Annotated in this window: 26 protein-coding genes; 11 read left to right on the forward strand and 15 right to left on the reverse strand. The window is 66.6% G+C overall.

The annotated features are described in order from the left end of the window. Positions 1–33: 33 nt before the first annotated feature. Positions 34–1158, forward strand: coding sequence for a PilT/PilU family type 4a pilus ATPase (locus tag AC0GNO_RS14755; protein WP_472904480.1), 1125 nt, complete (start codon positions 34–36; stop codon positions 1156–1158). 18 nt (positions 1159–1176) lie between these two features. Here the strand turns inward: AC0GNO_RS14755 and AC0GNO_RS14760 are convergent, their stop codons facing one another. Both AC0GNO_RS14760 and AC0GNO_RS14765 read right to left on the reverse strand, forming a co-directional pair. Further along, a complete protein-coding gene (locus AC0GNO_RS14760; protein WP_472888970.1) occupies positions 1177–1551 on the reverse strand; it encodes a hypothetical protein in 375 nt (124 codons plus the stop codon). Then, a complete protein-coding gene (locus tag AC0GNO_RS14765) occupies positions 1548–2114 on the reverse strand; it encodes a cob(I)yrinic acid a,c-diamide adenosyltransferase (RefSeq protein WP_472904481.1) in 567 nt (188 codons plus the stop codon). The genes AC0GNO_RS14760 and AC0GNO_RS14765 overlap by 4 nt, the downstream gene beginning before the upstream one ends. Positions 2115–2329: 215 nt before the next feature. Here AC0GNO_RS14765 and AC0GNO_RS14770 point away from each other — a divergent pair, with 215 nt between their 5' ends. The 4 genes from AC0GNO_RS14770 to AC0GNO_RS14785 all read left to right on the forward strand — a co-directional run bounded on the left by AC0GNO_RS14770 (position 2330) and on the right by AC0GNO_RS14785 (position 5814). Then, entirely contained in the window at positions 2330–2635 is a 306-nt protein-coding gene (locus AC0GNO_RS14770; protein ID WP_472904482.1) for an EF-hand domain-containing protein, read from the forward strand. 109 nt (positions 2636–2744) lie between these two features. Continuing rightward, on the forward strand, positions 2745–4169 hold the full coding sequence (locus AC0GNO_RS14775) for an FAD-binding oxidoreductase (protein WP_472904483.1): 1425 nt from the start codon (positions 2745–2747) through the stop codon (positions 4167–4169). Positions 4170–4336: 167 nt separating this feature from the next. Then, positions 4337–4912 carry a tetratricopeptide repeat protein gene (locus AC0GNO_RS14780; protein WP_472888966.1) on the forward strand — a complete coding sequence of 192 codons (576 nt, stop codon included), beginning with the start codon at positions 4337–4339 and terminating at the stop codon, positions 4910–4912. 62 nt (positions 4913–4974) lie between these two features. Next, positions 4975–5814: a hypothetical protein gene (locus AC0GNO_RS14785; RefSeq protein ID WP_472888965.1), complete on the forward strand. Its 840-nt coding sequence runs from the start codon at positions 4975–4977 to the stop codon at positions 5812–5814. Between the two features lie 301 nt (positions 5815–6115). Here AC0GNO_RS14785 and AC0GNO_RS14790 read toward each other — a convergent pair whose 3' ends face one another. From AC0GNO_RS14790 to mnmG, 8 genes are all read right to left on the reverse strand, one after another. Continuing rightward, positions 6116–7039 carry a ParB/RepB/Spo0J family partition protein gene (locus tag AC0GNO_RS14790; RefSeq protein WP_472904484.1) on the reverse strand — a complete coding sequence of 308 codons (924 nt, stop codon included), beginning with the start codon at positions 7037–7039 and terminating at the stop codon, positions 6116–6118. 1 nt (position 7040) lies between these two features. Then, positions 7041–7346 (reverse strand): type II toxin-antitoxin system RelE/ParE family toxin, encoded by a 306-nt coding sequence (locus AC0GNO_RS14795; protein ID WP_472904485.1) that lies wholly within the window; start codon positions 7344–7346, stop codon positions 7041–7043. Next, entirely contained in the window at positions 7346–7636 is a 291-nt protein-coding gene (locus AC0GNO_RS14800; RefSeq protein WP_472904486.1) for a ribbon-helix-helix protein, CopG family, read from the reverse strand. The genes AC0GNO_RS14795 and AC0GNO_RS14800 overlap by 1 nt, the downstream gene beginning before the upstream one ends. 20 nt (positions 7637–7656) lie before the next feature. Then, positions 7657–8202, reverse strand: a complete 546-nt coding sequence (locus AC0GNO_RS14805; RefSeq protein ID WP_472904487.1) for an RBBP9/YdeN family alpha/beta hydrolase — start codon at positions 8200–8202, stop codon at positions 7657–7659. A 17-nt stretch (positions 8203–8219) separates the two neighbouring features. Further along, positions 8220–8990, reverse strand: coding sequence for a ParA family protein (locus AC0GNO_RS14810; protein ID WP_472904488.1), 771 nt, complete (start codon positions 8988–8990; stop codon positions 8220–8222). 15 nt (positions 8991–9005) lie between these two features. Continuing rightward, positions 9006–9620, reverse strand: a complete 615-nt coding sequence (locus AC0GNO_RS14815; RefSeq protein ID WP_472904489.1) for a LysE family transporter — start codon at positions 9618–9620, stop codon at positions 9006–9008. Positions 9621–9807: 187 nt separating this feature from the next. Continuing rightward, the gene (rsmG, locus tag AC0GNO_RS14820) at positions 9808–10461 is read right to left on the reverse strand and encodes a 16S rRNA (guanine(527)-N(7))-methyltransferase RsmG (RefSeq protein WP_472904490.1); all 654 of its coding nucleotides are present in this window, start codon (positions 10459–10461) and stop codon (positions 9808–9810) included. Beyond that, complete coding sequence (gene mnmG, locus AC0GNO_RS14825) at positions 10458–12428, reverse strand: tRNA uridine-5-carboxymethylaminomethyl(34) synthesis enzyme MnmG (RefSeq protein WP_472904491.1); 1971 nt, start codon at positions 12426–12428, stop codon at positions 10458–10460. The genes rsmG and mnmG overlap by 4 nt, the downstream gene beginning before the upstream one ends. Before the next feature lie 143 nt (positions 12429–12571). On the opposite strand from mnmG, the gene AC0GNO_RS14830 reads away from it, so the two are divergent. The 3 genes from AC0GNO_RS14830 to AC0GNO_RS14840 are packed head-to-tail and all read left to right on the forward strand — an operon-like array spanning position 12572 to position 13780. After that, complete coding sequence (locus tag AC0GNO_RS14830) at positions 12572–12877, forward strand: TfoX/Sxy family protein (protein WP_472904492.1); 306 nt, start codon at positions 12572–12574, stop codon at positions 12875–12877. A gap of 49 nt (positions 12878–12926) precedes the next feature. Then, entirely contained in the window at positions 12927–13517 is a 591-nt protein-coding gene (locus AC0GNO_RS14835) for an NADPH-dependent FMN reductase (RefSeq protein WP_472888955.1), read from the forward strand. Then, the gene (locus AC0GNO_RS14840) at positions 13514–13780 is read left to right on the forward strand and encodes a YkgJ family cysteine cluster protein (RefSeq protein WP_472904493.1); all 267 of its coding nucleotides are present in this window, start codon (positions 13514–13516) and stop codon (positions 13778–13780) included. Before AC0GNO_RS14835 ends, AC0GNO_RS14840 begins: the two co-directional genes overlap by 4 nt. On the opposite strand, the gene AC0GNO_RS14845 is transcribed toward AC0GNO_RS14840, so the two are convergent. From AC0GNO_RS14845 to AC0GNO_RS14860, 4 genes are all read right to left on the reverse strand, one after another. After that, entirely contained in the window at positions 13755–14654 is a 900-nt protein-coding gene (locus AC0GNO_RS14845) for an alpha/beta fold hydrolase (RefSeq protein ID WP_472904494.1), read from the reverse strand. The genes AC0GNO_RS14840 and AC0GNO_RS14845 overlap by 26 nt on opposite strands. A gap of 195 nt (positions 14655–14849) precedes the next feature. Next, entirely contained in the window at positions 14850–15416 is a 567-nt protein-coding gene (locus AC0GNO_RS14850) for a YceI family protein (protein ID WP_472904495.1), read from the reverse strand. 68 nt (positions 15417–15484) lie between these two features. Further along, entirely contained in the window at positions 15485–16054 is a 570-nt protein-coding gene (locus tag AC0GNO_RS14855; RefSeq protein WP_472904496.1) for a YceI family protein, read from the reverse strand. Positions 16055–16100: 46 nt separating this feature from the next. Then, complete coding sequence (locus tag AC0GNO_RS14860; protein ID WP_472904497.1) at positions 16101–16658, reverse strand: cytochrome b; 558 nt, start codon at positions 16656–16658, stop codon at positions 16101–16103. Between the two features lie 129 nt (positions 16659–16787). Between AC0GNO_RS14860 and AC0GNO_RS14865 the strand changes: the two genes are divergently transcribed. From AC0GNO_RS14865 to AC0GNO_RS14875, 3 genes are all read left to right on the forward strand, one after another. After that, positions 16788–17441 carry a Crp/Fnr family transcriptional regulator gene (locus AC0GNO_RS14865; RefSeq protein WP_472904498.1) on the forward strand — a complete coding sequence of 218 codons (654 nt, stop codon included), beginning with the start codon at positions 16788–16790 and terminating at the stop codon, positions 17439–17441. 146 nt (positions 17442–17587) lie between these two features. Next, entirely contained in the window at positions 17588–17773 is a 186-nt protein-coding gene (locus AC0GNO_RS14870) for a YgaP family membrane protein (protein WP_472904499.1), read from the forward strand. A 244-nt stretch (positions 17774–18017) separates the two neighbouring features. Further along, positions 18018–18791, forward strand: a complete 774-nt coding sequence (locus tag AC0GNO_RS14875) for a class II aldolase/adducin family protein (protein ID WP_472904500.1) — start codon at positions 18018–18020, stop codon at positions 18789–18791. On the opposite strand, the gene AC0GNO_RS14880 is transcribed toward AC0GNO_RS14875, so the two are convergent. Next, complete coding sequence (locus AC0GNO_RS14880) at positions 18792–20129, reverse strand: glutamine synthetase family protein (RefSeq protein ID WP_472904501.1); 1338 nt, start codon at positions 20127–20129, stop codon at positions 18792–18794. It abuts the gene before it with no gap. Positions 20130–20169 lie beyond the last annotated feature (40 nt).

Raw genomic sequence — 20169 nt, forward strand, 5'->3', positions numbered from 1 at the left:
GCGTACAGTCCAGTTCACTCCTCTGACACCACCATGGACTCCATCCTGCCTTCCAACGACGACATCGGCCACTACCTTTCGCTGATGGTCGCGCATGGAGCATCGGACTTGTTTCTCTCCAGTGGCAGCTCGGCGGCGCTCAAGGTCCAGGGCGTGGTCCGGCGCTTGCCAGAGCCTCCGCTGGACCCGGCGCGCACACAGCGCCTGGCCTATTCGGTGATGCGCGAATCACAGATCCGCGACTTTGAAGCCACGCTGGAAAGCGACCTGGCCATCGCCCTGCCCGGCCTGGGTCGTTTCCGTGTCAACGTCTACCGCCAGCGCGGCGACGTGGCGGTGGTGGTGCGCCACATCAACGCCAAGATTCCCTCGCTGGACGCGCTCAAGCTGCCACCGGTGCTGAAAAAGCTGGCCCAGCTCAAGCGCGGTCTGGTGCTGGTGGTGGGCGCAGCGGGCTCGGGCAAGTCGACCACGCTGGCGGCCATGCTGGACCACCGCAACCGCAACCTGAGCGGGCACATCCTCACCGTCGAAGACCCGATGGAGTTCGAGCACAGCCACGGCCTGTCCATCGTGGACCAGCGTGAGGTGGGTCTGGACACGCAGTCGTTCGACGAGGCCCTTCGCCACGCCATGCGAGAGGCGCCCGACGTGATCATGATCGGCGAGATCCGCGACCGCGAAACCATGCAGCACGCCATGGCCTACGCCGAAACCGGCCACCTGTGCGTCTCGACACTGCACGCGAACAACGCCAACCAGGCGATCCAGCGCATCCTGAACTTCTTCCCCGAGACTGCGCACAGGCAGATCCTGATGGACCTGTCGCTCAACCTCAAGGGCGTCGTGGGCCAGCGGCTGATCCGCGGCGCGGAGGGCAATCTGGTGCCAGCGGTGGAGGTGATGCTGCTTTCGCCCTACATCGCCGACCTGATCCAGAAGGGCCAGACAGACGACATCAAGGAGGTGATGGCCAAGAGCAATGATCTGGGCATGGCCACGTTTGACCAGTCGCTCTACGAGCTCTACGAGCGCGGCGAACTCACGGCCGAGCAGGCGGTGGACAACGCCGACTCGCGCACCGACCTCTCGCTGCGCATCCGGCTGCACCACGGGCAACGGCCGCAAGCCGGCGGCCTGCGCATGGTCCCGAAATGAGCCGGCCGGCCCCGGCGCTCAACCGGTTGACGCGGCGCCAGCGACGGGCCTGGGCTGGCCACGTTCGCAGCGCCCGTGTGCACTGGCCACACCGCGGAAATCGCTGCTCCAGGACTGGGCGGCGGTATTGATCTGGATGCGCTCGTTGTCCAGCGACGTGAGGATCACCGTGCCACGGATCGCAAAGGTGTACACCGGCACACCATCGATCAGCACCGAGCGCACACGCTGCTGGTCGTATTCAATCGCGACCGTGCGCGTCCAGACGGTGCGGGCTGGCAGGTAGGCGGCCTCGCACACCAGCACCACCTGGCTCGTTGCTGGCGGTGTCTGGCTGTGGGCGACCGCGCTGAACGTCAGCGCCAGCACCGCGGCCATCCGCACAGGTTTCATTCGGCGCCGCCCTGCGCCATGCGTTCGCTCTTCCAGTAGACGTCGTCGCCACCGTTCATGCGGTTGAGCACGCGCGCGAGCACGAACATCAGGTCCGAGAGACGGTTCAGGTACTGGCGTGGGGCTTCCTTGATCGCTTCTTCGTTGCCCAGTGCCACCACGACGCGCTCGGCACGCCGCGCCACCGTGCGGCACACGTGTGCCTGGGCCGCAGCGCGGTTGCCCGCGGGCAGGATGAATTCCTGCAGGCGCGGCAGCTGTTCGTTGTAGGTGGCCAGGGCCTCGTCGAGCGCGAGCACGGCCTCGGGCTTGAGCAGCTCGAAACCCGGGATGGACAGTTCGCCGCCCAGGTTGAACAGCTGGTGCTGGATCTCCACCAGCAGCGTGCGCACATCGGTGGCCATGTCTTCGCACAGCAGCACGCCGATGTGCGAGTTGAGTTCGTCCACGTCGCCCATGGCGTGCACGCGCAGGCTGTTCTTGGAGACGCGGGTGTTGTCGCCGAGGCCGGTGGTGCCGGCGTCGCCGGTGCGGGTGGCGATCTGGGTGAGTCGGTTGCCCATGGCGGATTCCTTGGTGTCGGCTGTGCGGGGAAGCTTGCATTGTGCGGGATTCGGCGCGCGTTACACCGGGCAGGGAAATGTGTCTGCGGCAAGCGGAATGTCATGCAGGCAACAGCCGGCAAAACCATTGGCGCTGCTCGGTGTGCTGCTATGAAATAACAGAACCCCGCGCTTCAGGGCACGGGGTTCTGTTCAATCTCAAGGAGCCAAGAACCATGTTTGATCGACAACACCACACTCTGTTCGAAGTCCGCAGCGTCCTGCTGTTCGCCGCCCTGACCATGGGCTCGACCAGCGCCCTGATGGCCCAAAGCACCGCCCTGCCCGCGTTGGCTTCCAGCGACCAGGCCATCAGCGCCGCCTTCACCAGGGCCGACAAGAACGGTGACCAGGCCCTGAGTGCCGAAGAGGCCAAGACCTTGCCCGCGGTGTCGCAGCAGTTCACCCAGATCGACGCCAACGGCGACGGCGCCCTTTCGCTGGCGGAGTTCAGGGCGGCCATGAAGGATCCCAAGTCCTGATCGCCTGAACAAAGCGTGAACCCGACAGGGGCATTGCGCAACGCTTCTCCCGGCGGGGGGCTGGCAGTAAACTGGGCCGTTTTTCGCTCGGCCCAGTTTGGAGACTGCCATGAACGCCCCCGCCCAACTCGCCCATCTGGTGCCCGACATCCAGCAGCGCCCCGTGCCTGCGGAACTGTTGGCGGCGCTGCAATCCCGTTTTGGCGCACAGTGTTCCACCGCGCTGGCGGTGCGCGAGCAACACGGCCGCGACGAGTCGGTGTACGACGTGCCGCCGCCCGCCGCCGTGGTGTTTGCGCTGAACACACAGGACGTGTCGGACGCGGTGAAACTCGCGGCGTTGTACAAGGTCCCCGTGATCCCGTTCGGTGTCGGCTCCTCGCTCGAAGGCCACCTGCTGGCCGTGCAGGGCGGCATCAGCATCGACGTCAGCCGCATGGACCAGGTCTTGTCGATCAACGCCGAAGACCTGACCGTGACGGTGCAGCCCGGCGTCACGCGCAAGGCCGTGAACGAAGCGGTGAAAAGCGAAGGCCTGTTCTTCCCCATCGACCCGGGTGCCGACGCCTCCATCGGCGGCATGGTGGCCACGCGCGCCAGCGGCACCAACGCCGTGCGCTACGGCACCATGCGCGAGAACGTGCTGGCACTGGAGGTGGTGACCGCGCAAGGCGAGGTGATCCGCACCGGCACCCGCGCCAAGAAGAGCAGCGCCGGCTACGACCTCACGCGCCTGATGGTGGGCAGCGAAGGCACGCTGGGCGTGATCACCGAAGTCACGCTCAAGCTCTACCCGCTGCCCGAAGCGATCTCGGCCGCGACCTGCTCCTTCCCCACCATCGAAGCCGCGGTGCGCACCGTGATCCAGGTGATCCAGCTCGGCGTGCCGATCGCGCGCTGCGAGCTGATCGACGCCAACACCGTGCGCATGGTCAACGCCCACAGCAAGCTGGGCCTGCGCGAAGAACACATGCTGCTCATGGAGTTCCACGGCTCGCCCGCGAGCGTGAAGGAACAGGCCGAGACGGTGCAGGAGATTGCCAGCGAATTCGAGGGCAACGCCTTCCAGTGGGCCACCACGCCCGAAGAGCGCACCCGCCTGTGGACCGCGCGGCACAACGCCTACTTCGCCGCGATCCAGAGCAAGCCCGGCTGCCGCGCCATTTCCACCGACACCTGCGTGCCCATCAGCCGCCTGGCCGACTGCCTGCTCGATTCCGTGGCCGAGGCCGACGCCAGCGGCATCCCCTACTTCCTGGTCGGCCACGTCGGTGACGGCAATTTTCACTTCGGTTACCTGATTGACCCGGCGATCCCGGAAGAGCGCGAACGCGCCGAGGTGCTGAACAACCAGCTGGTGGCCCGCGCGCTGCGCCTCGAAGGCACCTGCACCGGCGAACACGGTGTGGGCCTGCACAAGATGGACTTCCTGCTCACCGAAGCCGGCACGGGCGCGGTGGACATGATGCGCAGCATCAAGCGCGCGCTCGACCCCGACAACATCCTGAACCCCGGCAAGATCTTTGCGCTCTGAGCCACCGCCTGGCGGTACGCTGTGAAAGCCCTGCCCTGCACCGAGACTCCCCAAAAAGAGGGACGGCTGGCGACCCTGCGTGCGCGGTGGTGACCGCTGGGTGTGACCGAATGCCGTTGAAGATGTAAACTTTACGACTCAAAATTACCCGGTTGTGGAGGTGTCACATGAACAGACTGCTGCTCCCCCTGCTGTTGGCGTCGTCCGCCGTGTTCGCACAGGACGCCGTGCCCACCGTCCGCATCTGCGACAGCAGCGGGTGCTCGGATCGCCCACGCGACAGTGCCACCTTCCAGCCCGAAGCCACCGACCCGGTGGCCGAGCAGCGCCTGCTGCAGCTGACCGAAGTCGCCCGTGACGACCCCCGTGCCGCCTACGACCTGGGCCTGCGCTACTTCCGTGGCGACGGGGTTCCCAAAGACAGCTACCTGGCGATCAAGTGGATGCGCGAAGCCGGCGAACGCGGCGTGGTGCCTGCCCAGTTGGCGCTCGGGCGCTTCTACCTGATGGGTCTGGAGGAAATGGGACCGGATCCTGCCGAGGCCGAAAACTGGCTGTCCATGGCCGCCGCCAAGGGCAACAAGGAAGCTCAAAAATGGCTGCCCCAGGCCCGGGCCGCGAAGAAGGACGAAAAGAGCGCCTACGAATGGCGCGAGTCCCAGCGCAAGACCTGGTATGGCGGGTGGAATGCTGCCTATCCTTATTACGGATACTGGGGTCCGAACGGCTGGAAATACCGTTAAACACCCCCCAGCTGTTCTTTTTTTCTGATCACTTTTTTCCTACATCAACAGAGAGTTCATCCATGAGCAAAACCACCTCCTCCCTCCGCTGGGCCGCTTTGGCTGCCTCCCTCGCACTGGCCGGCTGCGGCGGCGGTGGCGGCGGCCTCCTCACCACCGGTACCAGCAACACCGCCACCACCGGTGCGGCCGCTGGTGGCACCAGCATGAACGCCAGCAGCGGCCTGCAGCGCTGCGATTCGCCGCTGGGCACTCTGGCCGTGGACGACGGCCGCGGCAAGGAGTGGTATGCCAGCTTCGGACGAGAAACCCAGGTCACCACCATCGAACCGCTGATCCGCCTGGCGGTGCAGCAGTCCAACTGTTTTGTCATCACCGCGATCGGCAACACCCGCACCGAAAGCAAGATTTCCGCGATCACCGACAAGCAGCGCAACTCGGGCGAGTTCCGTGCCGGCTCCAAACAGCAAAAGGGCCAGCGTGTGGCTGCCGACTACTACCTGGAGCCCGCCGTGATCATCGACAACGAATCCACCGGCCAGATCGCCGGCGCGCTCGGCGGCCTGTTGGGCGGGCGTAACCGCAACCTGGGTGTGCTCGCCGGCTCGCTGGAAAGCAAGGCATCCGTGGTCACCATGACCCTGCTGGACATCCGCTCGGGCGTGCAGATCGCCATCTCCGAAGGCAACGCCACGGCCACCAACTACGGTGCCGCGCTCGGTGCCTTCGGCCCCAGCGCCGGCGGTGCCCTCAGCGGCTTCTCGCGCACCCCGGCCGGCAAAGCCACCGTGGCTGCGTTCACCGACGCCTACAACAACATGGTCATCTCGCTGCGCAACTACAAGGCGCAGGAAGTCAAGGGCGGCCTGGGCCGCGGTGGTCAGCTCAAAGTCGGCAATTAAAGTACCCCCCTGCGCCGCTGCGCGGCGTCCCCCCCCGGGGGGACGATGCCTTTGGGCCGGCGGAGCCGGACCTTCGGCATCTGCTGGTGGGGCTTCCCTCCTTCGAACAAGGCCTACTTCGGGAGGCCTTTTCTATTGGGCGTGCGCTTTGAACTGAATTGGGTCTGCGCATCTTGGCCCGATGACAGGCCGTGCAACCGGCGCGCCAATGCCCCCAACCCAGGGGCGCCGACGATCCGGCTCCGCCGGTCAAAGGGCGCCGTCCCCCTGGGGGGAAGCCGCGAAGCGGCGCAGGGGGTTACTACTTCCTCAACTTATCGATCAGCCCATTGAGCTCGTCCAGCGAACCGAACTGGATCGCCAGTTCGCCCAGCTCCTCCACCCGACCATGGCGCTTCACGCGCTTTTTCACCCGGACCTCCACCTCGGCGGTCAGCAGGTCCGACAGCTCTTCTTCGACGCGCTTGATGTCGCGCGACTTCTCCTTCTTGAGCTTCTGCGGCGCCAGCGTGAACTCCGCCGTCAGTTTTTTCACCAGGCTCTCGGCCTCGCGCACCGACATTTTTTTGGCCGCGATCTGGTTGCCGGCCGTGATCTGGGTCGCCTTGTCCAGGGTCAGCAGCGCACGCGCATGGCCCATGTCCAGGTCGCCCGCCATCAGCATGGTCTGCACCGGCTCGGCCAGCTGCAGCAGGCGCAACAGGTTGCTGGCCGCACTGCGCGAGCGGCCCACGGCCTGTGCCGCCTGTTCGTGCGTAAGCCCAAACTCCTTCACCAGACGTTGCAAACCCTGGGCTTCTTCCAGCGGGTTCAGGTCTTCGCGCTGGATGTTCTCGATCAGCGCCATGGCGGCGGCCGATTCGTTGGGCACATCGCGCACCAGCACCGGCACGCTGTCCAGACCCGCCAGCCGGGAAGCGCGGAAGCGCCGCTCGCCCGCGATGATTTCGTACTTGCCGGCGTTCGGCCCATCGGCGAGCTTGCGCACCAGGATCGGCTGCATGATGCCCTGCGCCTTGATCGACTCGGCCAGCTCGTAGAGCGCGCCCTCGTCCATGCGCGTGCGCGGCTGGTAGACACCCGGCACCAGCTCGGTCAGCGGCAGGCTGCTCGGCGTCTGGTTGCGCGCGTTGTCCTGCGCGTCGGGCGAAGCGGCTTCCGCCACTTTGGGGCCCAGCAGGGCTTCGAGTCCGCGGCCCAGGCCTTTGGGTTTTTTGGTGACCATGTCAGATGTCTCTTTCGGTGTAGCCAGACTGGCGCTGATGGCGAAGGCGCAGCACGCGCACAGCCTCCAAGTGGGACAGATAACGGTATTTGACGAGGTAGCCGCTTTTGCCCCGGTGGAGGATCAGTTCGCGCAGGCCGTCTTCCATCGGTCGTCCGATACCGGGTTGATGGGTCAGCACCTGCAAGCCGTCCAGCACAAACGCCAGCAGCTCGGGGGCCGTCGGGTCATCTTGGGCCAGCAGGAAGTCCACCAGTTCTTCAAGATCGATCCAGGCATCTTCGGCCAGCTGTACGGTGATGGGCATCAGCGAACCACCGGGCGCAGCGGCGGCCGCTCAGGGCGTTCGCCTCGCGCACGCGCTTCAAAATAGGCCTTCACGTCTGCCAGGTCATAACCACCGCGTGCCAGCATGTGCTGTTCGGCCGCCAGTGCGTCCTGCGTGAACTGCTCGCGCAACCGTGCCCGTTCGGACGCATCGGCCAGGGTCCGCACCATGTAGGCGTGGCTGGAGAGGCCTTGCTTGCGCGCGTCCTCGTCGATGGCCGCCTTGAGTTCGGCGGGCAATTTCAAACTGGTGGCGATGGTGGGGGGCATGGCGAATCTCCAACAAGTAGTCAGACTTGACTACTTGTGCAGTCTAGCAGCAGCCGATGCCCTTCGGGCCAGTCGCCCAGACCCGATTCGGCGTTGATGTGGCCGCGTTCGCCGAGGTCGACGAAGCGCGAGCCCCAGCTCTCGGCCAGGCCCTGCGCGCGCTCGAAGCTGCAATACGGGTCGTTGCGGCTGCCCACCAGCATGCTGGGGAACGGCAGGCGCTCGCGCACGATGGGTGACCAGCTGGGCAGCACCGGGCGCATTTCTTCGCGCTCGGCGTCACCGGGTGCGACCAGCAGCGCGCCCTGTACGCGGTGCGTGCTGCGCGACACCTGGGCCCAGGCAGCGGTGAGGATGCAACCCAGGCTGTGGGCAACCAGAACCACCGGGCCTTCACAGCCGAGGATGACGTCTTCCAGCCGCGCGATCCAGTCGCCGCGGCGCGGGGTCATCCAGTCGTGCTGGTCCACGCGGCGGTAGCCGTACAGGGCTTCCCAGCGGCTTTGCCAGTGGTCCGGCCCGCTGTTCTGCCAGCCGGGCAGGATGAGCACGTTGTGGGGTTTCACGTGAAACACAGCCGCGCTCACATCTTGTCGATGCGTGCCACCATTTCGGTGGCGAAGGTCACAAAGGCCTGGCTGCCCTTGGCCCCCGGATCGAACACCACGCCCGGCAGGCCGTAGCTGGGCGCTTCGGCCAGGCGCACGTTGCGCGGGATCACGGTGTCGAACACCTTGTCGCCAAAGTGCGCCTTGAGCTGGTCGCTCACCTGCTGCTGCAACGTGATGCGCGGGTCGAACATGACGCGCAGCAGACCGATGATCTGCAGATCCTTGTTGAGGTTGGCGTGCACCTGCTTGATGGTGTTGACCAGATCGGTCAGGCCTTCGAGCGCGAAGTACTCACACTGCATGGGCACGATCACGCCGTGCGCCGCGCACAGGCCGTTGAGCGTGAGCATGCTCAAGCTCGGCGGGCAGTCGATCAGCACGAAGTCGTAGTCGGCTTCCGCCGCGGCCAGCGCGGTCTTGAGGCGCTTTTCACGCCGCTCCACGTCCACCAGCTCCACCTCGGCGCCGGCCAGTTCCCGGTTGGCACCGAGCACGTGGTAACCGCACTTCTCCGAAAAGATGGCGGCCTCCTTGACGGTGACCGACTCCAGCAGCACGTCGTAGACGGACAGCTCCATGCTGCGCTTGTCCACGCCCGAGCCCATGGTGGCATTGCCCTGCGGGTCGAGGTCGACCATGAGCACCCGCTGCCCCACCTTGGCCAGGCCGGCGGCCAGGTTGACGGTGGTGGTGGTCTTGCCGACACCACCCTTCTGGTTGGCCACACAAAAGATCTTCGCCATCTGGTGTTCCGGTGCTTATTTGGAGATGGCCAGCTTGATGCCGAAGCCGATGAGGAAGACGCCCGCGAGCTTTTCCAGCGTGCGGGCAATGACCGGGTTGGCGCGCATGCGCTCGGCCAGAAAGTGCGTGAGCAGCACGGCGGTCAGGCCATAGAAAAAGGTCAGCACCGCGACGGTGGCGGCCATGGCACCGAAGGTGATCAGGCCCTGGTGCTTCGCAGGGTCCACAAACAGCGGGAAGAAGGCCATGTAGAAGACGATGGCCTTGGGGTTGAGCAGGGTGATGGTGAGCGCCTGCTGGAAATACTGGCGCGGGCGGATATTGAGCACGGGTTTGGCGCCGGGCTTGGCGGTGAGCATCTTCCAGCCCAGCCAGGCGAGGTAGGCAGCGCCCAGCCACTGCACCGCGGCGAAGGCCGCCGGGTACGCCGCGAGCAGCGCCGCCACCCCTGCCACGGCCATCCACATCAGCACCTGGTCGCCTGCGATCACGCCGAGGGTGGCGGCCAGTCCGCCGCGCATGCCCCCCTTGCTGGTCGAGGTGATCAGCGCGAGGTTGCCCGGGCCCGGAATGGCCAGAAACAGGACGATGGCGGCGACGAACGCGCCGTAATCAGCGATGCCGAACATGTGAAAACCCCGGGAGTTGAGGGACTGAGTTTACGTGACCCTCCCTCTTCGTTTGGCGTTGCTTTGGGTTGTGTTGCGTTTTGCGTTCGTAGCGTGCGTTCAAAGGACGTCCACATCCGCCACTCCCCGGACGGAGGCGGCATGCGCTGGCGCGAGGTCTTCGCGATGAGCGGGGATGCGAGAAAGCTCAGACCGAAGGCGACGGGCGCAACCAGACGATGCAACGCTCCGCATCCAGCCCCGGCACCACCAACTGTTCCACGTGAAACACCGACACCGAAGCAGGCAGCGCAGCGATCTCGTCCGCCGGGTGTTTGCCCTTCATCGCCATCCATACCGCACCCGGCTTCAAGGCCGATGAAGACCAGGTCGTGAAATCCACCAATGAGGCAAATGCCCGCGAGCAGATCACATCAAAGCCGGCGCCCTCTTCCGCTTTCAGCGCCTCCACCCGGGCGTGCACGCCGCGCAGGTTCGGCAACTTCAGCGAGGCGGCCGCCTGCTGGATGAAAGCCGCCTTCTTGCCCACCGTGTCCACACAGCTCACCTGAATCTGCGGACAGGTGATGGCGATCACCACGCCCGGCAACCCGCCACCCGAACCGACGTCCAGCAGCTTGATGGGCTGGCCGCCGGTCTGGCCCAGCAGCGGGCCGATGGCCGCCAGGCTGTCCAGCAGGTGGTGCGTCATCATCTCCGCCGGATCGCGCACGGCGGTCAGGTTGTAGACCTTGTTCCACTTCTGCAGCAGCGCCAGGTAGTCCAGCAGCAGACTCACCTGTTCGTCGCTCAGTTGCAAGCCCAAAGCTTGAAGACCAGAAGTCAGCACATCCCGGCTCATGCCTCGGCGCCTTCCACCGCCACAGTGGCAAAACCCTTGAAGCCGCCCTTCTTCAGGTGGATCAGCAGCAGCGAGATGCTGGCCGGCGTGATGCCCGAGATGCGCGAGGCCTGACCGAGCGTTTCGGGCCGGTGCTTGGCCAGCTTCTGCCGCGCCTCGAACGAGAGCGCGGCCACCTGCAGGTAGTCCAGATCGGCGGGCAGCTTCAGCCCCTCGTAGTGCGACGCCCGCTCCACCTCGTTCTTCTGGCGGTCGATGTAGCCCGAGTATTTCGCGGCGATCTCCACCTGCTCGACCACCGGCTCCAGCAAGTCACCCAGCGTTTCACGTGAAACATCGGGGTTCACATACTTGCCAGCCTCCATGCCCACCAGATCGGCGTAGCCCACGGCCGGTCGGCGCAGCAGGTCGAACAGGTTGTGCTCGTGTTCGATGGCCTTGCCCAGCACCCGTTCGCTTTCGGCCGCCGGCAGGTTGCGCGGGTTCACCCAGGTGGATTTGAGGCGCTCGGTTTCCCGCGCCACCGCGTCGCGTTTGCGGCTGAAGGCATCCCAACGCGCGTCATCCACCAGGCCCAGCTGGCGGCCAGCTTCGGTCAGGCGCATGTCCGCGTTGTCCTCGCGCAACTGCAGGCGGAACTCGGCGCGGCTGGTGAACATGCGGTAGGGCTCGGTCACGCCCTGGGTCACCAGGTCGTCCACCAGCACCCCCAGGTAGGCCTCGTCGCGGCGCGGCAGCCAGGCGTCTTTGCCCTGGCACTGCAGCGCTGCGTTGAGCCCGGCGAACAGGCCCTGGGCCGCGGCCTCTTCGTAGCCGGTGGTGCCGTTGATCTGGCCAGCGAAGAACAAGCCCTGGATCTGCTTCGTTTCGAAGCTGTTCTTGAGCGAGCGAGGGTCGAAGTAGTCGTATTCGATGGCGTAGCCCGGGCGCAGGATGTGGGCGTTTTCCAGCCCCGGCATGCTGCGCACCAGCGCGTACTGGATGTCGAACGGCAGGCTGGTCGAGATGCCATTGGGATAGACCTCGTGCGTGCTCAGCCCCTCGGGCTCCAGGAAGATCTGGTGGCTGTCCTTGTCGGCGAAGCGGTTGATCTTGTCTTCCACACTCGGGCAGTAGCGCGGGCCCACGCCCTCGATCTTGCCGGTGAACATGGGGCTGCGGTCGAAACCGCTGCGGATGATCTCGTGCGTGCGCAGGTTGGTGTGGGTGATCCAGCACGGCACCTGCTTGGGGTGCGGCACCGATTGCCCCATGAAGCTGAACACCGGCACAGGCTGGTCGGGGTTCATGCCGCCGGGCACGCCGTCGCCGGGCTGTTCCTGGCACTTGGAATAGTCGATGCTGCGGCCGTCCAGGCGCGGCGGCGTGCCGGTTTTCAGGCGCGCCTGGGGCAGTTTCAGCTCCTTGAGCCGGGCCGAGAGGCTGATCGCCGGCGGATCGCCCGCGCGGCCAGCGGCGTAGTTGTTCAGGCCGACATGGATCTTGCCGTCGAGAAACGTGCCCGCCGTCAGCACCACGGTGCGGCTGCGGAAACGGATGCCCACCTGTGTGACGGCGCCGACCACCCGGTCGCCCTCCACCATCAGGTCGTCCACCGCCTGCTGGAACAGCCACAGGTTGGGCTGGTTTTCCAGCATGCGGCGGATCGCGGCCTTGTACAAAATGCGGTCAGCCTGGGCGCGGGTGGCGCGAACCGCCGGGCCTTTGGAACTGTTGAGGATGCGGAACTGGATGCCGCCCTCGTCCGTTGCCAGCGCCATCGCCCCGCCCAGCGCGTCCACCTCTTTCACCAGGTGGCCCTTGCCGATGCCGCCGATGCTGGGGTTGCAGCTCATCTGCCCCAGCGTCTCGATGTTGTGCGTGAGCAGCAGCGTGGTGCAGCCCATGCGCGCGGCGGCGAGCGCGGCCTCGGTGCCGGCGTGGCCACCGCCGACGACGATGACATCAAACTCTTGTGGGTACAACATGGTGAAAGCTCCAGGGCACGGCGGCTGGCGCGCTGCCCGACAATGCGGATGCGGTGTGTTTCACGTGAAACACCCGCCGCCCGGCCGGCGTCTGGCTCGGGCAACCCGCAATTGTCCCATCAATGCCCCTTCGCCGCCCACCCGTGCCCGGCACCACCCCACGCGCAACCGGCGAACCGGCCCTGGCCGCCCTGCCCGGCCTCGGCCCCAAATCGCAGGCGATGCTGGCAGCGGCCGGCATTCCCGATCTGGCCACGCTGCGGCGGCTGGGCTCCGTGGCCGCCTACGCCCGGGTGAAGCGCAACGACCCACGCGCCAGCCTCAACCTGCTCTGGGGGCTCGAAGCGGCGCTCACCGGCCTGCCCTGGCAGACCGTGGCACGCGAACACCGCACCAGCCTGCTGCTGGCGCTGGACGCGCTCAGCGATCCGAAGTCCCCATGTCAATGAGGTTGGCAGCGCCAGCCTCACAATCAAAGGCCACCACACCAAGGCCCGCATGACCGCACCCATCCCCCTCCTCGTTTTCGCCGGCAGCAGCCGCGCCCAGTCCTGGAACCGCAAGCTCGCCAGCGTCGCGGCCGACACCGCTCGCGCCGCTGGCGCCCAGGTCACCCACCTGGAGCTGGGCGACTTCGACCTGCCGCTCTACAACGGCGACCTGGAAGCGCGTGGCATCCCGAGCGACGTGCTCCGGCTGAAGGAGATCTTCCACGCCCACCCGGCCTGGCTGGTGGTTTCGCCCGAGTACAACGGCAGCTACACCGGCCTGCTGAAAAACACCATCGACTGGGTCTCGCGCCCCGTCAAAGACGATCCGCTGTGGGCGAATGGCGGCAAGCCCTTTGCAGGCAAGGTGGTGGGCATGCTCTCGGCTTCGCCCGGCGCGCTCGGCGGCCTGCGCAGCCTGAGCCACCTGGCACCGTTGCTGATGAACCTGCAGTGCTGGGTCTCGCCCAAGCAGTTCGCGCTGTCCAGGGCGGCCGATGCCTTCGATGCGGAAGGCGGCCTCACCACCGACGCCAGCCGCGCCGGCGTGCAGGCGGTGATCGACCAGGTGCTCTGGGCCGCCGGCAAATTCCAGGCATGAACTGCCGCCCCGGCTGCGCCGCCTGCTGCATCGCGCCTTCGATCAGCAGCCCGATGCCGGGCCTGCCCCATGGCAAGCCCGCGGGCGTGCCCTGCCCGCATCTGGACGAGGCCCTGCGTTGCCGGTTGTTTGGTCTGCCGGAACGACCCGCCGTGTGCGGGTCGCTGCCCCCGGGCGCCGAGATGTGCGGCAACTCACGCGAACAAGCGCTGCATTTTTTAGAGCAACTGGAACTGGCTACCCAACCTGCGGTGCGCCCATGAACGCCGCCACCTGAGCACCAGCCGGGGCGGCCAGGGACTCCGGCAGCAGGTGCCCCATGTCCAGCACGGTCAACCGCGCACCGGGGATGAGGCGAGCAAGCGCCTGTCCGTGTGGCAAAGGAAGACACGGATCTTCGGCACCGTGCAGCACCAGGGTGGGCACCGTGAGGGAAGGCAACCAGTCGGTTCGCGGTGGTGCGAGATCCACGGCCAGGCCATGGCGCATCGCGGCCAGTGGCTGGTGGCCAGACGCCAGCGCCGCCCGCACCTGGGCCCGCACCATGTCGGCCGGAAACGGATGCGAACCCGCATGAAAGGCGCTCCAGCCTTGCACCGCCACATCCTCCGGCGAGCCATTGCGCTCGGCCGCCATGCGCAGCAAGGCCTGCAGAAAAGCAGGTGTCGGCCCCGGCAGGCCCACGGCGGGCACTGCCCGCCCCAGCGTGGCGGCCATGTAGGGCCGGTGGTCGGGCGATGTCGCCAGCAGCACCAGATGGCTCACACGATCCGGGTGTTCGTGGGCCAGGCACTGCGCGATGTAACCGCCCATGGACCACCCCACCACCGCCACGCGAGGCAGCGCCCAGGCATCCAGCACCCGCAACGCATCGCCCACCAGATCACCCAGCGCATACGGCGGTGCGGTCGATGGCATGACGAAGGAGCGACCGGTGTCGCGGTGGTCGTAGCGCAGCACCCGGCAGCCCGCGCGCACCAGCGCCCCCACAAAGGCCGGCGGCCAGAACAGGCCGGGGTTCATCGCGCCCATCACCAGCAGCACCGGAGGGCCGTCCACCGGGCCACAGGCCTCGCTCCAGAGCTCACCCAGCCCCGGCACCGCTACGGGCCGCCCCACCCAGTTGATGGTGTCCATGGGACCTTTGTACCGCACGCACGCCAGGACTTCCACCCCCCAAACAACAAAGGCCCGCACAAGCGGGCCTTTGGGAACAAGCAAACAACTCCGGAGCGCGTGCATGCATCCAGCACACGCCGAGGATCCGGCTTTGCCGGTCCAAGGGCGTGGTCCCCCCTTCCAGGGGGAAGCCGCGAAGCCGGCGCAGGGGGTTTACTGTTTCACGCCTTCGACCTGGATCACCAGGCGCACGTTCTTCGGGAAACCCCAGTCCACGCCGTAGTTCACGCCGAACGCCGTGCGGTCGATGGTGGTTTCGAAGTCGCCGCCGCAGACCTCGCGCTTGAGCATGGGGCTCTCGTAGCAGGCGAACTGGTTGGCCTTGAGCGTCACGGGCTGGGTCTTGCCCAGCAGCGTCAGGTTGCCGTCGACCGCGCTGACCTTGTCACCGCTGAACTGGAACTTGGTCGACACGAAGCGGGCCTTGGGGTGCTTGGCGGCGTCCAGGATGTCGGGACTCTGCAGGTGCTTGTCGAAGTTCGCCGTGCCGGTGTTGACCGAGGCCACGTCGAAGCTGATGTCCACGCTGCCGGTCTTGGCGGCCTTGTCGAAGCTGATCGTGCCTTCCTTCTTGTCGAAACGGCCGCGGTTCACGCTGGCGCCGAAGTGGCCGATCTCGAAGGTGGCGAAGGTGTGCGTCGGGTCGATCGCGTAGTCGGCGGCGAAAGCGCCGGTGGACAGGGTGGCGGCCGCGGCCAGCAAGGTCAGGGATGTGCGCATGGTGTGTGTGACTCCAGTTAAAAAATCAAGGTATCGAAAAACGAACGTGAAAAAGAGAAAACGGACGATCAGAGCTTGCCGACGCCGGTCAGGGCGAGCTTGAACTTGACCTGCACCTCGTCGGCGACCGTCGAGGTGTCGGCCCACTCCTTCTCGCCAATGCGGAAAGACAGGCGCTTGATCGGAAAGGCGCCGGTGGCCGTGGTGGTGGCGCCGCTCTGGGCCAGCGTGACGGGCACGACCACGTCGCTGCTCACGCCCTTGATGCTCAGCTTGCCGGCGACTTCGAATTTGTTGGCGTCGATGCGCTTGATCGCGCTGGACTGGAACGTGGCCCTGGGAAAGGCCGCCACGTTGAACCACAGGGGTTTGACCAGCTCCGAGTTGGCTTCGCGGCTGATGTCGGCGCTGCCGGTGTCGACCGTGAAGGCGATCTTGCTGGTGGCCAGCTTGGCCGGGTCGAACGCCACCTGGGCACTGAAGGTCTTGAACCTGCCCTCCACCGGTACGCCCATCTGGCGGCTCACAAACAGGACCTCGCTCTGCGCCGGCACGAGCTGCTGCTGGGCCTGGGCGGCCAGGGGCAACAGGCTGGTCAGGGCCAGGGCGAACGCAACGGGTGTCAGGCGGAAGGTCATGTCGGCAACTTTCGGAACAGGAACAAGGGTGGGGAGATCAGCGCGCTCAGCGGCCGGCCAGGGCCATGCGGCGCAGCAGGCCGTCACGGTCCACAAAATGGTGTTTCAGTGCGCCGGCCACGTGCAGCAGCACCAGCGCGGCCATGGCCAGGGCCGAGAACTTGTGCAGCGGCTTGAGCACGTCGGCCAGGCCTTCGCTCACCGGCACAAAGTCCGGCAGCGGCAGCACGCCAAACAGCACCAGAGGGAAGCCGGCGGCCGAGCTGTAGGCCCAGCCCAGCAAGGGCACCGCGAAAAACAGCGCGTACAGACCGGCGTGCGTGGCCTGGTGCGCCAGTCGCTGCCAGGCCGGCATGGCGGCCTCGACGGCCACCGGCAAGGCAGGCGGACGGGCCAGCCAGCGAGTCAGCAGGCGAGCCAGGGAGAATGTGAGCACCAGCACACCAGCCCACTTGTGCCAGCTGTAGTACTGCAGACGGGCGGGCGAAAACGGCAGGTCGGCCATGTACAGGCCGAGGGCAAAGTTGCCGATCAGGGCCAGGCCCAGCAGCCAGTGCAGGGCCACGGCCACGGGGTGGTAGCGGACGACGGTCGGTTCGGTCATGGGGGCAGTTTAGGTAACCGATGACGCGTCCGGTGTGAAACCGCTTGAAGCTTACATTCAAAAAATTCGAATGAACTACAGCGGCCGATTCGAATCACGCAAGGCCTGCGTCGCTCCTACAATGCGCCCATGCCCGACACCGATGCCCAGAACCTGCTGACGCTCTACCCCGCCATGGGCTCGCTCAAGGAGATGCTGCCGCGGTTGCAGACGATGCAGGTGCCGGCGGGCACACAACTGTTCCGGGAACTCGAAACCTGCCAGGGTTTCCCCATGGTGCTCAGCGGCGAGGTGCGCGTTTCGCGCAGCGCCGCCAACGGCCGGGAGCTCGAACTCTACCGGGTGCTGCCCGGCGAAATGTGCCTGGTTTCGTCCGCCAGCCTGTTTGCCGGCCAGCCGCTCACGGCGCATGGCGTGACCACCTGCGAAACCACGCTCACCCTGCTCTCGCCACCCGACTTCCAGCGCGCCCTGACCGACGAAGCTTTCCGGTCTTTCGTGCTCGGCCTGTTCGCCTCGCGCATGGCCGACCTGACCGCGCTGATCGAAGCCATCGCGTTCCAGCGCCTCGACAGCCGGCTCGCCAGCACCCTGCTCGGCCACGGTCAGCAGGTGCGCGCCACCCACCAGGCGCTCGCCGACGAGCTGGGCACGGTGCGCGAAATCATCACGCGCCTGCTGCACCGCTTCGAGCGCGACGGTCTGGTGGAGCTTTCGCGCGAATGCATCACCATCCGCGACAGCGCCGCCCTGCGCGCCATCGCCGCCATGTCGACGAAGTGAGCCGCCACGGCGCCGCTGACGCTTTGTGACACAGGTCACATACCCTGCCCCGACGCTTCGATTCAATACGCTCCACGTTCCGTCGCAAGGCGAACCCCCGCAGGGTTCACGGCAGCGGCTCAACCACCGTCAACAGGAGTATTCACATGACCAAGAACGTCGGCGGCATCGACCGCATCCTTCGCATCGTCGTGGGCATCGCCCTCATCGCCGCTGCCGCCATGGGCAGCATCGGCGTCTGGGGCTACATCGGCGTGGTGCCGCTGCTGACCGGCCTGATGGGCTGGTGCCCGCCCTACGCCCTGCTGGGCTTCAACACCTGTAAAAGGTAACCCCCCCGCGCCGCGAAGTTCACTCTCCCCCCGCGCCGCCTGCGGCGTCACCCCCCGGGGGGGCATCACGAGCGGCCCGGCGGAGCCGGTTCCGCCGTGATCCGGGTTCAGGCACCCGCTCCGGAGAGGTCGCTTGTCCCCTTCTGCATCTCCAGTTTGTCCGACCTGCGACAGCCCGCATCCCCTCTCCGCGCGACCATGTCGCCCACAGCCGCGCACCCCGACGCGGCGCAGGAGACACGGCATGCTCAACATCCCCTCGCTCAAAGAATCCGTCAGCGCCGAAGAATGGGCGCTGCGCTGCGACCTCGCGGCCTGCTACCGCCTCGTGGCCGCCTACGGTTGGTCAGACCTCGTGTTCACCCACATCAGCGCCAAGCTGCCCGACAGCGTCACCGGCGGTGAACACCAGTTCCTCATCAACCCCTACGGCCTGATGTTCGACGAGATCACGGCGAGCAGCCTGGTCAAGGTCGACATGGCCTGCAACAAGCTGATCGATTCGCCCTTCCCGGTCAACCCCGCCGGCTTCGTGATCCACAGCGCGGTGCACGAGGCGCGGCCCGAAGTGCAGTGCGTGCTGCACACCCACACGCGCGCCGGCGTGGGCGTGAGCGCTCAGAAGGCCGGCATCCTGCCCATCAGCCAGCAAAGCACCTTTGTGCTGGCGTCGCTGGCGTACCACGACTACGAAGGCGTGGCCTTCCGGCCCGACGAGAAGCCGCGCCTGCAGGCCGACCTGGGCCGGGCGAACTTCCTCATGCTGCGCAACCACGGCCTGCTCACCGTGGGCAGCAGCATCGCAGACGCCTTTTTGTCGATGTACACCTTCGAGAACACCTGCCGCATCCAGATCGATGCGCTGGCCGGTAGCGGTGAGCTCACGCAGGTGGACCCGCGCATCCTCGCCGGCATGGCGGAGGTGATGAAGATCGCGACCGCCGGCCAGGGCGCACAGCTCGCCTGGCCGGCTCTGCTGCGCAAGGTCGAGCGGCTGGACCCGGGCTACAGGACCTGATCAGAACCCGTCGGCGTAGCGGGCCAGCTCCCAGTCGCTCACCTGCTGCGCGTAGGTATCCCACTCCGCCTGCTTGAGTGCGAGGAACTGTTCGCAGAAAGCCTCACCGAGGTCGTCACGCAGGATCGCGTCGCTGCGCAGCGCCGCCAGGGCATCGTGCAGATCGCGCGGCAGGCGGGGTGGCATGGGCTGGCCGCTGGCCTGGCGCTGGTACAGGTCTTCGTCGCAGGCGTCGGGCACGGGCAGTTCGCGGTGAATGCCGTCCAGCCCGGCGGCCAACGTGGCCGCGAGGGCTGCGTACACGTTGCACGACGGGTCGGGCAGGCGCCACTCGATGCGCCCGGCCACGGTGCGCACGAGGCAGGTGCGGTTGTTGTCGCCCACCGTCTTCCACACCGGCGACCAGGTCGTGCCCGAGGCGCTTGCGCTGCTGGCGAGGCGCTTGTAGCTGTTGACCGTGGGCGCGCAGAGCGCGGCCAGCGCGTCGGCGTGGTGGATCAGGCCGGCGGCGAACCGGTGGCCCGCCGTGCTCAGGCCGAGCGCGCCCGCCGGGTCTGCCATCACCGCCCTGCTCTGTGCATCCGTGAGGCTGACGTGGAAATGCAGGCCACTGCCCGGCGCGCCCGCCAGCGGCTTGGGCATGCAGCTGAAGGTGGCACCGTGCTGCTGCGCCACCGCGTGCGCGGTGAGCTTGAACAGCTGGTAGCGGTCGGCCGCGGCCAGGGCCTCGTCGTGCCGGTAGTTGATCTCGTACTGGCCGATGGCGTCTTCGTGGTCCATCTGCTGCAGCTCGAAACCCAGCGCCGTGAGGTGGCGGCGCATGTCGTCGAGGAAGCCGAAGTTGCGGTGGATCGCCTTCAGGTCGTAGGACGGCTTGTCGAGCCGATCTTCGCCATCGGCCACGCCCCAGCGGCCCTGGGCGTCCTGCTTCAACAGAAAGAACTCGGGCTCGATGCCGACGTGCAAGGTCCAGCCGCGTTCGCTCAGGCGCGCGAGCTGGTGCTTCAAGACCTGCCGCGAGCAGGTGTCCAGCGGCTCGCCACCCGCAAAGCCGTCGCACACCGCGTGCGCCACACCGGACATGAAGGGCAATGGCCGCAGCGACTCGGGCACCACACGACCGTAGTACTCACCGCGTGTGCCCATGCGTGGCTGGCCCGTGCCCCAGATGCTGGGGCCGGCGAACCCGGCCCCGGTGGCCACCGCGTCGGGCAGCGCCTCCAGCGGCACCAGCTTGCCCTTGGACACGCCGTGCAGGTCGGTGAAGGTGGTCATCACCGAGTGGATGCCCTGCTCGCGCAGGCTGTTGATGCGTTGATCGAGGCTGGGCTGACCCATGCGGATTCCAGACACAAAAAAGCCGGGCAAGCCCGGCGGG

The organism is Hydrogenophaga sp. L310 (genome assembly GCF_055703065.1).

What these genes read in the sequence shown, in the direction of transcription:
- AC0GNO_RS14755 (WP_472904480.1), top strand. Translation starts at nt 34, where the DNA reads ATGGACTCCATCCTGCCTTCCAACGACGACATCGGCCACTACCTTTCG.
- AC0GNO_RS14760 (WP_472888970.1), bottom strand. Translation starts at nt 1,551, where the DNA reads ATGAAACCTGTGCGGATGGCCGCGGTGCTGGCGCTGACGTTCAGCGCG.
- AC0GNO_RS14765 (WP_472904481.1), bottom strand. Translation starts at nt 2,114, where the DNA reads ATGGGCAACCGACTCACCCAGATCGCCACCCGCACCGGCGACGCCGGC.
- AC0GNO_RS14770 (WP_472904482.1), top strand. Translation starts at nt 2,330, where the DNA reads ATGTTTGATCGACAACACCACACTCTGTTCGAAGTCCGCAGCGTCCTG.
- AC0GNO_RS14775 (WP_472904483.1), top strand. Translation starts at nt 2,745, where the DNA reads ATGAACGCCCCCGCCCAACTCGCCCATCTGGTGCCCGACATCCAGCAG.
- AC0GNO_RS14780 (WP_472888966.1), top strand. Translation starts at nt 4,337, where the DNA reads ATGAACAGACTGCTGCTCCCCCTGCTGTTGGCGTCGTCCGCCGTGTTC.
- AC0GNO_RS14785 (WP_472888965.1), top strand. Translation starts at nt 4,975, where the DNA reads ATGAGCAAAACCACCTCCTCCCTCCGCTGGGCCGCTTTGGCTGCCTCC.
- AC0GNO_RS14790 (WP_472904484.1), bottom strand. Translation starts at nt 7,039, where the DNA reads ATGGTCACCAAAAAACCCAAAGGCCTGGGCCGCGGACTCGAAGCCCTG.
- AC0GNO_RS14795 (WP_472904485.1), bottom strand. Translation starts at nt 7,346, where the DNA reads ATGCCCATCACCGTACAGCTGGCCGAAGATGCCTGGATCGATCTTGAA.
- AC0GNO_RS14800 (WP_472904486.1), bottom strand. Translation starts at nt 7,636, where the DNA reads ATGCCCCCCACCATCGCCACCAGTTTGAAATTGCCCGCCGAACTCAAG.
- AC0GNO_RS14810 (WP_472904488.1), bottom strand. Translation starts at nt 8,990, where the DNA reads ATGGCGAAGATCTTTTGTGTGGCCAACCAGAAGGGTGGTGTCGGCAAG.
- AC0GNO_RS14815 (WP_472904489.1), bottom strand. Translation starts at nt 9,620, where the DNA reads ATGTTCGGCATCGCTGATTACGGCGCGTTCGTCGCCGCCATCGTCCTG.
- rsmG (WP_472904490.1), bottom strand. Translation starts at nt 10,461, where the DNA reads ATGAGCCGGGATGTGCTGACTTCTGGTCTTCAAGCTTTGGGCTTGCAA.
- mnmG (WP_472904491.1), bottom strand. Translation starts at nt 12,428, where the DNA reads ATGTTGTACCCACAAGAGTTTGATGTCATCGTCGTCGGCGGTGGCCAC.
- AC0GNO_RS14835 (WP_472888955.1), top strand. Translation starts at nt 12,927, where the DNA reads ATGACCGCACCCATCCCCCTCCTCGTTTTCGCCGGCAGCAGCCGCGCC.
- AC0GNO_RS14840 (WP_472904493.1), top strand. Translation starts at nt 13,514, where the DNA reads ATGAACTGCCGCCCCGGCTGCGCCGCCTGCTGCATCGCGCCTTCGATC.
- AC0GNO_RS14845 (WP_472904494.1), bottom strand. Translation starts at nt 14,654, where the DNA reads ATGGACACCATCAACTGGGTGGGGCGGCCCGTAGCGGTGCCGGGGCTG.
- AC0GNO_RS14850 (WP_472904495.1), bottom strand. Translation starts at nt 15,416, where the DNA reads ATGCGCACATCCCTGACCTTGCTGGCCGCGGCCGCCACCCTGTCCACC.
- AC0GNO_RS14855 (WP_472904496.1), bottom strand. Translation starts at nt 16,054, where the DNA reads ATGACCTTCCGCCTGACACCCGTTGCGTTCGCCCTGGCCCTGACCAGC.
- AC0GNO_RS14860 (WP_472904497.1), bottom strand. Translation starts at nt 16,658, where the DNA reads ATGACCGAACCGACCGTCGTCCGCTACCACCCCGTGGCCGTGGCCCTG.
- AC0GNO_RS14865 (WP_472904498.1), top strand. Translation starts at nt 16,788, where the DNA reads ATGCCCGACACCGATGCCCAGAACCTGCTGACGCTCTACCCCGCCATG.
- AC0GNO_RS14870 (WP_472904499.1), top strand. Translation starts at nt 17,588, where the DNA reads ATGACCAAGAACGTCGGCGGCATCGACCGCATCCTTCGCATCGTCGTG.
- AC0GNO_RS14875 (WP_472904500.1), top strand. Translation starts at nt 18,018, where the DNA reads ATGCTCAACATCCCCTCGCTCAAAGAATCCGTCAGCGCCGAAGAATGG.
- AC0GNO_RS14880 (WP_472904501.1), bottom strand. Translation starts at nt 20,129, where the DNA reads ATGGGTCAGCCCAGCCTCGATCAACGCATCAACAGCCTGCGCGAGCAG.